Origin of the sequence: Collinsella sp. SGI.178 (assembly GCF_050313495.1) — a bacterium.
Classification (GTDB): Bacteria; Actinomycetota; Coriobacteriia; order Coriobacteriales; family Coriobacteriaceae; genus Collinsella.
This window is the reverse complement of record NZ_JBNPLM010000033.1, coordinates 1-13,944: the sequence shown is the minus strand read 5'-3', so window position 1 is coordinate 13,944 and position 13,944 is coordinate 1. Positions and strand designations below refer to the sequence as shown.

Sequence of the window (13,944 nt, the reverse complement as noted above, 5' to 3'; positions counted from 1 at the left end):
CAAGAAAAGCCGCCGTTAACAAGCGGCGGCTTTTGCTCTCGCAGATTAAATAGAGACTAGAGCGTCTTGAGGTACTCCCCCAGCTCCTCCTCCCAGTCGGGCATGTGGAAGCCGACCGACTCGAGCTTGGACAGGTCGAGCGCGGAGTGGACCGGGCGCGGGGCTACGGGGCCCTCGGCGCCGGCGTAGTAGTCGTCGGTCGAAACCGGCACGACCCTGTCGCCGTTGCCGTTGGCTACCTCGAAGACGGCGCGGGCGATGTCGGCCCAGGACTTGACGGCGCCGGAGCCGGTGCAGTTATAGGTGCCGTAGGGGGCGTGCGAGCCCAGCACGTGGAAGATGGCCTCGGCCATGTCGCGCGTGAAGGTCAGGCGTCCCAGCTGGTCGTCCACGACTGTGACCTGCGTGAGCCCGTCCTCGGGGTCGGCGACGCGGTCGGACAGCCCCTTCATGGTCTTGACGAAGTTGTGCCCCTCGCCGATCACCCAGGAGCTACGCATGATGTAGTGGCGCGGGCACCCGGCCACGGCGATGTCGCCGGCGGCCTTGGTCTGGCCGTAGACGGACAGCGGGCTGAGAGGCTCCCCCTCGGTGTGGACCTCGGCGGTGCCGTCGAAGACGTAGTCGCTGGACACGTGGACCAGGGTGATCCCGTGCCCGGCGCAGGTGCGGGCGAGAAGGGCGGGGCCCGTCGCGTTGGCCTTCCAAGCGGTAGCGCGGCCCTCGGGAGTCTCGGCCCTGTCCACCGCGGTGTAGGCCCCGCAGTTGATCACGGTGCCGTAGAGCGACCAGTCGTATTGCGAATAGGCGTCCGGGTCGGACATGTCGAAGGTGTCGATGTCGCAGAAGTCGAAGTCCTTGGCGACGCCGCGCTCCTCGGCCAGCGCGCGGACCGCACGGCCCAGCTGGCCGTTGCAGCCGGTGACGAGGGTGCGCTTCGGCGCCATGGGGACGACGTCCTTAAGGTACGGGTGGTTGAGGTCGGCCTCGGATACGGTGGCCTCATCGAGCGGGATCGGCCACTCGATGGCGAGCTCGGGGTCGGCGAGGTTCACGAAGGTGTAGGTCTTCTTCAGCTCGAGGGACCAGTGGGCGTCCACCAGGTAGGTGTAGGCGGTGCCGTCCTCCAGGGCCTGGAAGGAGTTGCCCACGCCGCGAGGGACGTAGATGGCCTTGCTGGGATCCAGAACGGTCGTGAACACCTTGCCGAAGGTGGCGCTGCCCTCGCGCAGGTCCACCCAGGCGCCGAAGACCGAGCCGCGGGCGACGGAGATGAACTTGTCCCAGGGCTCGGCGTGGATGCCGCGGGTGACGCCGCGGCTGTCGTTGTAGGAGATGTTGTTCTGGACGACCTTGAGGTCGGGGATGCCCAGGGCGGTCATCTTGGCGCGCTGCCAGTTTTCCTTGAACCAGCCGCGCGAGTCGCCGTGGACGGCGAGGTCGACGACCTTGAGGCCCCCGATGCCGGTCTCCGTGACGGAGAGGTCCTTCTCGAATGCGATGTCTGCCATGTGGGAAAAGCTCCTATCGACGATACGGTGGTTGCGGGCGCCCCGGGCGGGCCGCAGGATCATCCCCATGCCCTGCGGTCCGCCCGGGACGCCCCGTAAGGGCGCGCGGGCGGCCTACTGCCCCTGGGCCCTGTACCTGGCCTCGGTGGCCTCCTTGGCCGGGCGCCACCAGGACTCGTTGGCCACGTACCAGTCGATCGTCTGCTTGAGCCCCTCGGCGAAATCGGTGTGGGCCGGCCTCCAGCCGAGCTCGCGCTGGAGCTTCGTGCTGTCGATGGCGTAGCGGCGGTCGTGGCCGGGGCGGTCGGCGACCCAGTCGAAGTCCTCGGGGTCCTTTCCCATCGCCTCCAGGATCATGCGCAGGACGGTGATGTTGTTCTTCTCGCCATTTGCGCCGATGAGGTAGGTCTCCCCCATGCGGCCCTTGGTCAGGATGTCCCAGACGGCCGAGGAGTGGTCCTCGGTGTGGATCCAGTCGCGGACGTTCTCGCCGCGGCCGTAGAGCTTGGGGCGAACGCCGTCGATGATGTTGGTGATCTGGCGCGGGATGAACTTCTCCACGTGCTGGTAGGGGCCGTAGTTGTTGGAGCAGTTGGAGATCGTGGTGCGCAGGCCGTAGGTGCGGGTCCAGGCGCGGACCAGCATGTCGGAGCTGGCCTTGGTGCTCGAGTACGGCGAGGACGGGTGATACGGCGTCTCCTCGGTGAACTTGGCGGGGTCGTCGAGCGCCAGGTCGCCATAGACCTCGTCGGTGGACACGTGGTGGTAGCGGACGCCGTACTTGCGGACGGCCTCCAGCAGGCGGAAGGTGCCCTCGACGTTGGTGCGCAGGAAGGGCTCCGGGTCGGCGATGGAGTTGTCGTTGTGGCTCTCGGCGGCGTAGTGCACGATCGCGTCGTGGCCCGGCACAAGCCTGTCCAGCAGCCCGGCGTCGCAGATGTCGCCCACGACGAGCTCCACGCGGTACGCGGGCAGCCCGGCGATGTTCTCGGGGTTGCCGGCGTAGGTCAGCTTATCCAGGACGGTCACGTGGACGCCCGGGTGGTTGTTCACGACGTAGTGCACGAAGTTGCTGCCGATGAAGCCGCAGCCGCCCGTTACGATGATGTTCTTGGGGGAGAAGGTCTCCTCTGCCATATGTATGTCTCCTCAGTTCCTAGTACTCGCGTGGGCTGTTGACGATCTCGCCGGCGGCGACCTTCTTCAGGTGCTGACCGTAGACCGACTTGCCGTAGGCCTTCGCGGCCTCCTCCAGCTCCGCGGTCGTGATCCAGCCGTTCTCCCAGGCGATCTCCTCGGGGACGGACACGGGCAGGTCCTGGGAGTGCTCCACGGCGCGGACGAACTCCGCGGCCTCGTGCAGGCTCTCCATGGTGCCGGTGTCCAGCCACGCGTATCCGCGGCCCAGGGTGACGACGGACAGCGTCCCCTCCTCCAGGTACATCTGGTTGAGCGTGGTGATCTCCAGCTCCCCGCGGGCGGAAGGCTGAACCTTGTGGGCCTTGGCGGCCACGTCGCCCGGGTAGAAGTACAGACCGGTGACGGCGTAGGAGCTCTTCGGCTCCGCGGGCTTCTCCTCGATGGAGACGGCCCTGCCCTGCGCATCGAACTCCACGACGCCGAAGCGCTCGGGGTCGTCCACGTGGTAGCCGAAGACCGTGGCGCGGCCCGACTCGGCGTTCTGGACGGCGCGCGTCAGGTGGCGCGACAGGCCGTTGCCGTAGAAGATGTTGTCGCCGAGCACGAGCGCGCACGGCTCGCCGGCGATGAAGTCCTCGCCGATCGTGAAGGCCTGGGCCAGGCCGTCGGGGCTCGGCTGCTCGGCGTAGGACAGGTTCACGCCGTAGCGCGAGCCGTCCCCGAGCAGGCGCTCGAAGTTGGGGAGGTCCGTCGGTGTGGAGATGACCAGGATGTCCCGGATTCCCGCCAGCATGAGGGTGCTGAGCGGGTAGTAGATCATGGGCTTGTCGTAGACCGGCAGCAGCTGCTTGGAGGTCACGAGCGTGAGCGGGTACAGGCGGGTGCCGGACCCGCCGGCGAGGATAATGCCTTTCATAATGAACTGTCCTCCGCAATCGAAATAGAAATAATTCGAGCAATAAATAAGACTTTTAAATCTTATTTCGCCAGGCCATATCAATATTAACGAAAGAAGCAATTGATGGACAACAACAGGAGAACAACCCGTAGAGACGACACAACGGATGTGAGGAGCACTGCGATATTCCCTGTAGTCATATAGGCCAAACTACTAGAGAAAAGTCATGGGACCCACACGTTGAACCATAAGAAACGCAATGCCCCGGGAATATGGTTAATTAAATTGAGTCTTCCATTTATCGATGCTAGTCCAGGGAAGATCAATCTCCGTTTTAACGGGATGGTTTACCCAATCAGCTAATTTATGGAGATAGCCGTCCTCGCGTTCAAGAACGGGAAGTCCCGTATCTTCACCGATCTGGCGGGCTCGATTATCAATTGCAATAATTAGAGAGCGATGTCCTCCATTTAAACAGCGGATGCCCGCATGAAGGCGCGTCCCCACATAATCAAACTCCTCGGTTTCAATTACACGATTAAGGTCTTCGATATTGGGGCCTATAACATTAAATAGCTTCAGATCGACTATTTGGTCAAGGCACCAATCGACATCATGGCTTCCTTGAACCCAAATCGTTACCTTTTCGTATTCCGACGACAGCAATTCCAGCATCTTACGGTCACGTTCCGCATCGAAACAATAATCGGTAATTGACGTAACAACGTTTTTAGAACGCTTAGAGGAAATCTCGAGTTGCTTAGATGGGGTTAACGACCACATGGTCGGACATGCGGTATTAAGAACATTCTCTATGCCAATCGAGTTAAGCCTCTTCTTAGTCATTTCATCTCGAACACTGTGAAGATATTCATCGGATAGCAAGGTTTTATAGAACTTCTTTGTATAGGTGTCGATAGCATCGTCCACCCCAATGTCAGACATGCCCACGCCGAATAAAACGACATTTCTATTATTGCCCAACCGCTTGGCAAGCGCCCATTGCTGCTGATCAGCCATATGCGTATACAGAATATTGGTGCCACACAACAGCTTTACGTGTTCAGGATACATTTCAAGCTCTTTGGAATAATAGTGCGTTGCCACATGAGGCAACTGACCGCCAAAGATTTGGTCCGCGATACAGCCGCAAGCATCCATGATTACATGGTCACCAGAGTTCTCGCTTCCCATAGCCGTATCCAAAAGGAGATAGCGTTCTTGCTTAACACCATCGGATTTTTCATCGTGCCTGCGCGATGTCGCAGAGGCTTTAAGTAGCTGAGTCCATTGGTTAAAGCGCGCCATTATTTTCTCCAAAATATACGTTTGAGTAGAGCAACGTGACCGCCATCAACGCCCGTCGATGCAGAAGGCTGACACGGTTCACAATATTCATCAGATAGGTTAAAAACGGCAGACACGCTGCATGCGCCACTTTCAACCGAACGAACAACAGGATGAGCGTTGCGAGAAGGCGAAAGACAGACAAGTTGGCTTAGCTCGGCGACGCAAAGCGGATTTTTGCCGTCTTCCGCAAAAGAGTATATATGAATGCGAAGATAGGCCTCTTCATCATCATTTAAAAACAGCGGAACATGCCCCGCAAAATGGCCGTCCCTAGATTCAAGACTAATCCAGCGAATATCAGACTGATCAAGGGCGCGCCAAACAGCTGCGCGAACATCCACAGGCATCAAAGACGACTCAAAACGCACAGTCAAATCAACAGAAGAAGCTTGGATGAGCGTTTGAGACATGGCAGACGATAGCAATCGAGCATCAGCAAGACGATCGCTGAGCAAGACGACCTTACTTTGTTCTTCAGTTTTTTGCACATTCCCGAAGGCGGACTTCCCGCTAGCCAAGGATGGCCCTTCATTCAGATAACGCGTAAAGGCCTCGAAGAACATTTCATTTTCACGCTCAATCGACGTACTGCTAAATCGATTAGGCGAATCGCATTTTAAGCCTGAAAGAGCCTCAAGAATAGAAGAAGCAATGCCACAGGCAGAGGGCTCAGCGAGGTGGAGGGTGCCCTCCGGAAAGTCGAGCAGGTTATTCTCACGGTTTATTTCAATTACCGAGAGCTTCGATGCAAGCATTTCGAAAGGCAGGCGAGAGGGATTAGTCACGCTCAACGATACGCCGGCAACACACTTGGCATAAAGCGAAGCGCATTCATCAGCAGTCAAGATGCCGAGGCTGCGTACACGTGGATCATGAATGGGAGGCATTGCGTCTTCGCCGTATAAATATACGACAACTGCATCGTCGAGCTTGAGAAGCAATTTAATTGCATCAAGCAACATGCCAGACAAACGTCGATCCTTATTGGATTGATAAATAGCACAGACGGCATACTCTCTGCTTAGATTTTGTTCCTGCGCAGTATATATATCGCTAACGCCAAAATCACAATATGGGACTTCATGCGAATAATAGGGTTCAACTTTTTTAGAAAGCCATCTGCCTATCGTTATGGGGTTTAGTTCATAACGATAACTTGCTTCGGCATTTAGATACATCTCCCCCATCGGATAGAACCAAGGTTCAAAATCCTGAATGAAGTAGAACTTATGGGCGCACTTCTGCATAGATGCAAAGTGCGCCGTATTCCAAGCGGTGGCGATTACTGCAAAATAATCCTCGGGCACACTCGGTGCCACAAGAACTTCTTTAGGCGAATAATCAAACCAATCCTTTATTTCGGCCTGAACTCTATGAGCACTTTTGTATGCTTCACAGCCCGGCATAATGTAAAAGTAGTTCTCATATCCGCGAGAATCTAGAAAGGAAGCCTTGCTGCAGATGGTTCGAAAGCCGCCAGAACCCTTTGCCGGCGGAGATATTATCCAGGCAATTTGTTTCATTTAAAGCACTCAAATCGCTTCGTAGTCAAAAGGATCGAACTTATATAACGCTGCGCGCTTGGGATCTCGAGAAAAGTTAACGGAGAACCATGGATCCCCCTCAGAGAATCGCTCGGACCAGTTATGCAGCAATCGCGCCTTATCCTCAAAATGCTTATGAGAGCGAGATTTACTATCAAGGGATTTGTCGACATATGCCAAATGGTAGAGACATGCCTCTGGTGTATAGATCACTTTCAACCCAGCTTGAGAAGACTTAAAGCAAATATCAACATCCGAATAGTCAAGAAGATACGACTCGTCAAAACCACCCAGACGATTAAAATGTTCCCGTGAAATAGCTAAACAGACACCACTCACCGCCGATACATCCCTTACGGTCAATGGCATATAGATATAGCCAGGAGAAGAGCGATGAATGCCTTGCGACAGGTTGACGATTGATTCTCCAACATAAGACAGGCCTGCCTGCTGCACAATGCCGTCAAGATCGCACGTCATTGTTCCAACGACGCCAACATCCTCTCGTTGAGAAAAACCGACGAGAGTCTTTAGCCACGAGGAGTCTAGTGCCTGAATATCGTCATGAATAAAGACGAGTTGCTCGCCACGCGCGGCGAGAGCACCGGCATTTCTCCATGCAGATATATTAAACGGGTCATCAAGCGCGTGAATGATATAGCGACAACGAAGTCCAGAGCACGATTGCTGAACAGCAGCTTCCGCTTCCTGCGAGCACACGAAAACGACTTCAAGATCATCAAAATCGGTGTCATTGATTGAAGATACAAGAGTCGAAAGAACCGAAGAATTGCCGCGGGTGGTAACGATTAATGAACAGGACTCAGATGAAGGAACATCATAAATGGGGCTATAACGAAAAGCACGATTATGAGAATTGACCACAGTCGCCTTGATACCGCATCTATCAAGGTGCTCCTGAACAGCTTTTATTCCAGCGAGGGTTGCATAGGGTTTACTATCGGAATTACCCGCAGTCGAATTCTCGCTTATTCTCCAGTGATACAAGATTTTAGGAACGTGATGGATCGTCCCACCAAGTTCGGCAATCTTCAGCACCATGGCATGGTCCTGGGCGCCATCCAACTCGCTGTTAGAAAGGTCAATTCTGTCTAAACATGCCCTCTTAATAGTAAGAAGGTGGCAAATATAATTATTGTCTCGAGCCATATCAAGACTAAAATCCGGCTTAAAAGTAGGATGAGCCAAGGACCCATCAGGCAATAGCTTATCTTCATCACAGTAGAGAAGATTAATATCCGAATTTTGATTTAGAGCGTGTGCATACTCAAACAAGATATTCGGTTCGAGAACATCATCATGATCGAAAAAGCAAAGGTAGTCTCCCTTGGCCATCTTGATTCCGACATTGGTGTTCTCAGTGATACCTAGATTGCCCTCAAGATCAGTCACTTTAATTCTAGAGTCTGCAGTCACGTACTCGGAAACCAAGTCGCTAAGTCCATCGTAATCTGGCGTAGAGTTAACCAGGATGAGTTCCCAATTCGAATACGTCTGAGCAATCACAGAATCAGCCATATCCCTGAAGAAATTCAAGGGAGTCTTATATAGAGGAACGATGATTGAAAACAAGGGCTGGTATGCAAGTCTTATTTGTGCTTGTGCCCGCGAATCGGATCCAGTCAATCTGCGCCCAGAAAACCAGGACAAATAACAGGGTTGATCGAATGCACACGCATGATTCCGATCAGCCTCATCCAAAAGCTCTTTAAGCATATCTTTCTTTAGATTGATAAACGTATCTAGATGACCAGAAGCCCTGTGTATGCAAATGCACAGGCTATCCCCGACCTCAGGAATATGAAGAGAGAAATTTATTAGACCAGGATTCGCATCGGCTATTAATTTATTAAATAACAAAGATTCCCCAACAACGCAGGCTTCTTCATTAAAAGCGACAATACGATCACCCTCAAGGTAATCAGTACCCGAAAGAACACCTCTGACGATTACGCCATCAACGCAGGGAATAAAGCTCTCAATTTGGACAGAAGCGAGCGCATGCATGCCAGAACGGTCAATATTGCGAAATTGTCCACAATGCTCCGCGCGCAGCAAGCCGTTAACTTTCGACTCAATCGAAAACTTGCCAGGATTGATGCGGCGCTGGTAAATTACATTATCTCCGCTAAAGAAAGACAGCGATTGGTCGACACCAAAATCGGCAAGAACAGCAACAAATTCAGTCTCTGAAATAGGAATGATTCTTGCGGGCAGAATTTGCCCATTAGGTGATTGCGACTCAACAGCATCAGGAAAAATGGATGCGGCTTCATACAGTAGATATAGCTTGCCGTCGCCACGGCAATTTAGCTTATTGTTAAATTCGGTATTAAAAACTATGCCCATATCAGCAACACTTTCCAACAACTAAAACAAACTCGCAAATCGTAGCCAAAGTAAACGGGAATACGAGGCATATCAATATGAATCGTTTGCTGTCCCCAAAGACCAAGCGACTTTGGTTAAGGATAAACGATAGGCACGGAACCAGAAGTGGCAAAAGGTAACGACTCTGGCAACCATTAACTGTCCCCAATCCAACGGGGGTAAACGATACATAAAGTGCTGTAGCGACCAAAGCAACCGAAAATAAGAATATAAATGAGGCCCACAAAAACTGAGCGATGCCAACATGCTTAACGCTAACCGAATCGCTCGACAAAAACCCAAACACCAAGAGGCAAGCAGCCGGAAGTACCTGAACCAAGCTACGAATAGCGTTTACTGGAAGCTGAGCAGCAAGTGAACCAAGATATGCAAAATTCAGTGCGTAGCCGGAAGAGGTTATTGGATTTAAATAATAACTTACAAAGAAATTACCGAGAATTTTTAGATAGCGCAACGGATCAGCAAGAATGAAGGCAATTTGCTGACCAGAGTTGACATCGGAGCCACCTCGCATATCGCCGACATTAGATCCACTGGCAGTTGAAAACAAAAAAGGAAGCGCAAAGGAAGCAAAAGCAATCAAACCCAAAATAAACACGGCAACATAGTAATGGGTACGTTGCTTCGAACTCGTAAAGCGATTACGCGGAACCATAAAGAAAAGACCGACGATTGGGAAATAGATTGCTTTAACGGCAAGTCCCACAAAAGTAAAACCAAAGGCCGCAACCAGATTATGGATAGAACAGTCCTCTAAATCACCCCAAGCAAATTTGAGGAAATAAGCGAATCCGAGCATAGTAAACGAAATAAGCCATGCATCATATGAGAAGCATGATGCAAGGAACAACGAAGTAGGCAGCATTCCCGCGAAAGCAAATAGTCCTTTTTTTGAAGGTGCAACCCTGATGGCAACAGAGATTGCAAGGCAGTAACTAAACAAATTACAAATTCGAGCAAATTGGACCATTGAGGAGAACTCAAAATGTAAAAGACGACCAAGCCATAGACCAATTGCGGATGGAATATATCCAATCCTATTGAGTGTAAAAATACATTCCTCATGCTTATCAACTTGGACATTGCCGTGTTCAATATTGGACCTATATGAACCGTTCAGCTTCTTAGCATGCTCAAGCATTTCCATTCGTTCAAACCGCGCAATAGAGGGCACGTCATAGCCCTGTGCACGAAGGACCGCCTCGTCAGAAAAATCAATATCAGTGTCAGTATTCTGAGTTTCCAATAAATATGACGTCGAAAGGGCATTGGAATAATGAATTTGGTCATCCCATGAAAGCCCAGTTGTTATCGGGGTGCTCATCACGAGGAAAACGCCTATAGAAAATGCCGTGACAAAAAATGCAACCGGAAGAGCAGAGATTCGCTTCCAAATGCTTGAACAAGCTGTGCAAACCGAAGCAGTGATAACCAGCAGGAAATAAACATCAGCATCTATGAAGCCGGACACGTATGCAACCGTAGAGCATCCCAAGACAAGGAAGAAAACACTGACAATTAGGGGAACGCAGTCAGCATCCTTGGCCCTTGCCACAGCTGAATGCAACAATGCCCTCGGAGAAGAGCCGCTTTGAAATAAATAAAAAATCACAGCGTAAGCGATGAGGAAGAAGAAAAGCGTCCTCTTTATATTCCAATCGGCGATATTCGAAAAATGAGAAGCTGGCGATCCGAGAACGGTACAGCCCTCCAGCACTACAGCGAGAACGAATGCCGCAAACACCAAGATTGCCAATTGGGCGAAACGACCAGAAGGGTTGTCAATCTTGCTTGCGTTGTCTGAACAAAAAAAAGCACGATAAGAAAGCCATATGAAAATATCAGCTACGGCACAATAAAGCACTAATACAAACAACTGCGAAATGGAATGATTGCCCGAAAAATGTTTCATACAAAAGAGCTCAAGAAGAACAAGAAGCGCAACAGAAATTAATTTGAATTTCTTTGATTGATTGAAAGACGGATACAACATGAAACTAACCCACCTTAAGTCCAAATTAAGCAGGGAGAATTGTCGAAGGCTCACCTCGGTCGTCCATATGACAACCACATACACCAAACGCGATTCGCCAAAACTGAACGTCAATAAAACAGGGGCACTTACGCCATATTGATTCGAGAATCAACGCAAGACTTAAATCAAATTATCTTTCTTCCCACTTAACGCTAAAGCCTGTACGAGAGAGTTCAAACGCTCCTCCTGTTTGGAGAGACGCACCGAGTTACAGAAATCACGAACCACCAGGACTGCTATCACATATAGAAATACAAAGTTGGAAGCCGACATGAAGCCAAAAATACTCGATAGCCACATCGCAACCTGCGGAAAAACTCCTAAGATCACAAAGCTGACGCTAAATAACAACCAAAACAATGAGTCCAGAGCTTGCATTTGAGATTTTTTTAATTTACGCACTACAAAAACAAAAACCAACACAGCACAAACAAGCAATAAAACACGAAGAGAGATCGACAAGCCAATCACCTTAACCACTGGACGAAAAGAAGGGTAACGAAAACACGGACCATATACTGCGCAGATCTAACGGGATTAAGATAACTCTCGCCACCTTGACGTTCGCGCATCTTCACCTGTACCTCAGAAATGGAATAGCCTTGCTTCAAAAAGAGCGCAAGTGACTCAGGTTCCGGATTTAAAGTATTGTCATAATAATATTTCATGAGAATTTCTCGACCGAACAGCCTAAATCCAGACGTAGGATCGCTAATCCTCTTACCAGTCAAAATCTTAACTAGCACTGTAATCATGCGCGACCCGATCATGCGAAGCGATTTATCCTTGCGCACGGTGACGAACCTCGAACCGATAACAATATCCGATCCATCAGATTGAGCCTTGTCAACAAGGGCTCTTATATACTCAGGACGATGCTGACCGTCAGCATCAAACTGAACCATATAGTCATAGCCATGATCGACCGCATAACGAGCAGCCGTCTGAAACCCGACGGTCAGACCGCAATTAATAGGCAAATCTATAATGTCACAACCAAGTTCCTTGCAGATGGCTAATGTACGGTCCCGAGATCCATCATTAATAACAATAAAATCAAACTCAGGCACAGTTTGTCTAAGTTCAGACACTGTCCGTTCTATACATTCTTCCTCGTTATAAGCAGGAATAGCAATAAGGGTTTTTGGAGTCACAAACACAGATAACCGTTCTCTAGTTTTTCTATTATTATAACGAGTGATACGCAAATCGTTAAAAATAGCATTTGCTCGATTAGCCTAAAAATTCAAGCCTTGATTATCAACTTTATCCGAACACCTCCCACATTCATCCGCACATGTGCGGATGAATGTGGGAACCCGATACCCCGAGGGTCTACGGAAGGCTCGCGAGGCGCATTCGGGACACGGTCCAGAGGAAGCTGAAGCGCGGGGCTTCATGCAGGGAGATCGCGAGGGGGGCTGGGCAGGTCGCCCTCGGCAGCGAGCGCCGAGGTAGCGTCGCACAGGTTTGTGGATTGGCAACACCTATTTGGATGATTCCGGGAGGGACAGCCCCGCCTCCCTGAACTCGACCGGAGACATGTAACCCAGCGTCGAGTGGATCCTGAAGTTGTTGTACCAGTGCACGTAGTCCGAGAGCTTGGCCCGGAGCTCGCGCGTCGTGCCGAACGTCTCGCGGTGGACGAGCTCGGCCTTCAGTATCCTGTTGGTCGACTCGTCGACGGCGTTGTCGTAGGGGCAGCCCTTGGCCGACAGCGACCTCTCAATGCCGAAGGCCTCGAGCATCAGGTCGATCTCGTCGTCGTCGAACTCGCTGCCGCGGTCCGTGTGGAAGACCTCGATGTCCGAGATGGGGAAGGAGAGCGTCGCGAACGCCGACTTGACCAGCCGGGCGTCCTTCCCGGGCCCGGCGGAGTGGCCGACGATCTCCCTGTTGCAGGGGTCGACGAGCAGGCAGACGCAGTTCCACGGGGCCCCGGCGCGCACGCAGGTCGGGTCGCTGCATATATGGGTGCGCGGCGCCCTGCCGCCGAAGCCGCGCGCGACGGCGTTCGGCGCGTCGGCCTCGTCGGCCGCCCCGGGGCGCACCCTGGACCTCTTCCCGCCGTATGCGCCGACCGGGCCGTTCTCCCCCATGATGCGGCAGACCCGGCGCCTGTATTCCGTAACATCTAAATCGACAAAAACGGCAGCATAAAGTCGACACTTCCCGCAAGGGGCATGCTGACCAGATCGCAGGGCTATCTTGGTGGTGCTTCGTATCTACCAAAGGAGGCCCGGAGAGGAAATGATCAGCATGACCGATAAGAATTCTATACGCCTGCTGTGGCGGCAGGGGGACAGCGTCGCCGAGATCGCGCGCAAGACCGGCGTGAGCCGGGACACCGTCTACAAGTACCGCGACATGGACGACTTCAGCCCCAAGCCGCCCGCGAGGCGGGCGCAGGGCTCAAAGCTCGACCCGTACAGGCCCCTGATCGAGTCCTGGCTCGACGACGACATGCGCAGCGGACGCAAGCAGCGCCATACCGCAAAGCGCGTCCACGACAGGCTCGTCTCCGAGTGCGGCGCCGACGTCTCCGTCAGCACCGTGGAGCGGTGCGTCAGGGAGATTAGGGCCCGCCGCTCGGCGGAGGCGGCCGACGCCCAGTACCTCGACCTCGTCTGGGGCCCCGGCGAGGCGCAGGCCGACTTCGGCGAGGCCGACTTCTACGTGAGGGGGATGCGGACCACGCTGAGCTTCTTCGTGATGACGTTCCCGTACTCCAACGTCGGGCTGGCCCAGGTCTTCCCGGGCGAGACGTCGGAGTGCGTCTGCCAGGCCCTGCGCAACGTCTTCGAGCACGTCGGCGGCGTGCCGACCAAGATCGTCTTCGACAACGCGACCGGCGTCGGCCGCCGCGTCGGCGGCGGGGTCCGGACGACCGAGCTGTTCGCCGCCTGCAGCGCCCACTACGGCTTCCGCTTCAGGTTCTGCAACCCCCGCTCGGGCAACGAGAAGGGCAGCGTCGAGAACAAGGTGGGCTGCGTGCGCCGCAACCTCTTCGTCCCCGTCCCCCAGCTGTGGGACGCCGGCGCCTTCAACCGCAGT

General features: G+C 53.0%; 11 protein-coding genes. 1 reads left to right on the top strand and 10 read right to left on the bottom strand.

The features are described 5' to 3' along the window. Window positions 1–56: 56 nt before the first annotated feature. The 10 genes from ACQRAQ_RS08230 to ACQRAQ_RS08185 all read right to left on the bottom strand — a co-directional run bounded on the left by ACQRAQ_RS08230 (window position 57) and on the right by ACQRAQ_RS08185 (window position 13,091). A complete protein-coding gene (locus tag ACQRAQ_RS08230; protein WP_427794507.1) occupies window positions 57–1,511 on the bottom strand; it encodes a sugar nucleotide-binding protein in 1,455 nt (484 codons plus the stop codon). Window positions 1,512–1,625: 114 nt separating this feature from the next. Beyond that, window positions 1,626–2,648 (bottom strand): dTDP-glucose 4,6-dehydratase, encoded by a 1,023-nt coding sequence (gene rfbB / locus ACQRAQ_RS08225; protein ID WP_427794506.1) that lies wholly within the window; start codon window positions 2,646–2,648, stop codon window positions 1,626–1,628. Between the two features lie 19 nt (window positions 2,649–2,667). Further along, on the bottom strand, window positions 2,668–3,567 hold the full coding sequence (rfbA, locus tag ACQRAQ_RS08220; protein WP_427794509.1) for a glucose-1-phosphate thymidylyltransferase RfbA: 900 nt from the start codon (window positions 3,565–3,567) through the stop codon (window positions 2,668–2,670). A 258-nt stretch (window positions 3,568–3,825) separates the two neighbouring features. Further along, window positions 3,826–4,857, bottom strand: a complete 1,032-nt coding sequence (locus ACQRAQ_RS08215) for a polysaccharide pyruvyl transferase family protein (RefSeq protein ID WP_427794505.1) — start codon at window positions 4,855–4,857, stop codon at window positions 3,826–3,828. Further along, window positions 4,857–6,422, bottom strand: coding sequence for a hypothetical protein (locus ACQRAQ_RS08210; protein ID WP_427794504.1), 1,566 nt, complete (start codon window positions 6,420–6,422; stop codon window positions 4,857–4,859). The genes ACQRAQ_RS08215 and ACQRAQ_RS08210 overlap by 1 nt, the downstream gene beginning before the upstream one ends. A gap of 9 nt (window positions 6,423–6,431) precedes the next feature. Further along, on the bottom strand, window positions 6,432–8,813 hold the full coding sequence (locus tag ACQRAQ_RS08205) for a glycosyltransferase family 2 protein (protein ID WP_427794503.1): 2,382 nt from the start codon (window positions 8,811–8,813) through the stop codon (window positions 6,432–6,434). Between the two features lies 1 nt (window position 8,814). Beyond that, the gene (locus ACQRAQ_RS08200; RefSeq protein WP_427794502.1) at window positions 8,815–10,848 is read right to left on the bottom strand and encodes a DUF2142 domain-containing protein; all 2,034 of its coding nucleotides are present in this window, start codon (window positions 10,846–10,848) and stop codon (window positions 8,815–8,817) included. A 162-nt stretch (window positions 10,849–11,010) separates the two neighbouring features. Further along, window positions 11,011–11,352, bottom strand: a complete 342-nt coding sequence (locus ACQRAQ_RS08195) for a DUF2304 domain-containing protein (RefSeq protein ID WP_427794501.1) — start codon at window positions 11,350–11,352, stop codon at window positions 11,011–11,013. Window positions 11,353–11,357: 5 nt separating this feature from the next. Further along, a complete protein-coding gene (locus tag ACQRAQ_RS08190) occupies window positions 11,358–12,050 on the bottom strand; it encodes a glycosyltransferase family 2 protein (protein ID WP_427794500.1) in 693 nt (230 codons plus the stop codon). Between the two features lie 327 nt (window positions 12,051–12,377). After that, the gene (locus tag ACQRAQ_RS08185; protein ID WP_427794508.1) at window positions 12,378–13,091 is read right to left on the bottom strand and encodes an IS3 family transposase; all 714 of its coding nucleotides are present in this window, start codon (window positions 13,089–13,091) and stop codon (window positions 12,378–12,380) included. Window positions 13,092–13,149: 58 nt separating this feature from the next. Between ACQRAQ_RS08185 and istA the strand changes: the two genes are divergently transcribed. Beyond that, window positions 13,150–13,944, top strand: a 795-nt coding sequence (gene istA / locus ACQRAQ_RS08180; protein WP_427794499.1) for an IS21 family transposase, incomplete at its 3' end; no start/stop codon positions are given.

What these genes read in the sequence shown, in the direction of transcription:
- ACQRAQ_RS08200 (WP_427794502.1), bottom strand. Translation starts at nt 10,848, where the DNA reads ATGTTGTATCCGTCTTTCAATCAATCAAAGAAATTCAAATTAATTTCT.
- ACQRAQ_RS08210 (WP_427794504.1), bottom strand. Translation starts at nt 6,422, where the DNA reads ATGAAACAAATTGCCTGGATAATATCTCCGCCGGCAAAGGGTTCTGGC.
- ACQRAQ_RS08230 (WP_427794507.1), bottom strand. Translation starts at nt 1,511, where the DNA reads ATGGCAGACATCGCATTCGAGAAGGACCTCTCCGTCACGGAGACCGGC.
- rfbB (WP_427794506.1), bottom strand. Translation starts at nt 2,648, where the DNA reads ATGGCAGAGGAGACCTTCTCCCCCAAGAACATCATCGTAACGGGCGGC.
- ACQRAQ_RS08205 (WP_427794503.1), bottom strand. Translation starts at nt 8,813, where the DNA reads ATGGGCATAGTTTTTAATACCGAATTTAACAATAAGCTAAATTGCCGT.
- ACQRAQ_RS08215 (WP_427794505.1), bottom strand. Translation starts at nt 4,857, where the DNA reads ATGGCGCGCTTTAACCAATGGACTCAGCTACTTAAAGCCTCTGCGACA.
- rfbA (WP_427794509.1), bottom strand. Translation starts at nt 3,567, where the DNA reads ATGAAAGGCATTATCCTCGCCGGCGGGTCCGGCACCCGCCTGTACCCG.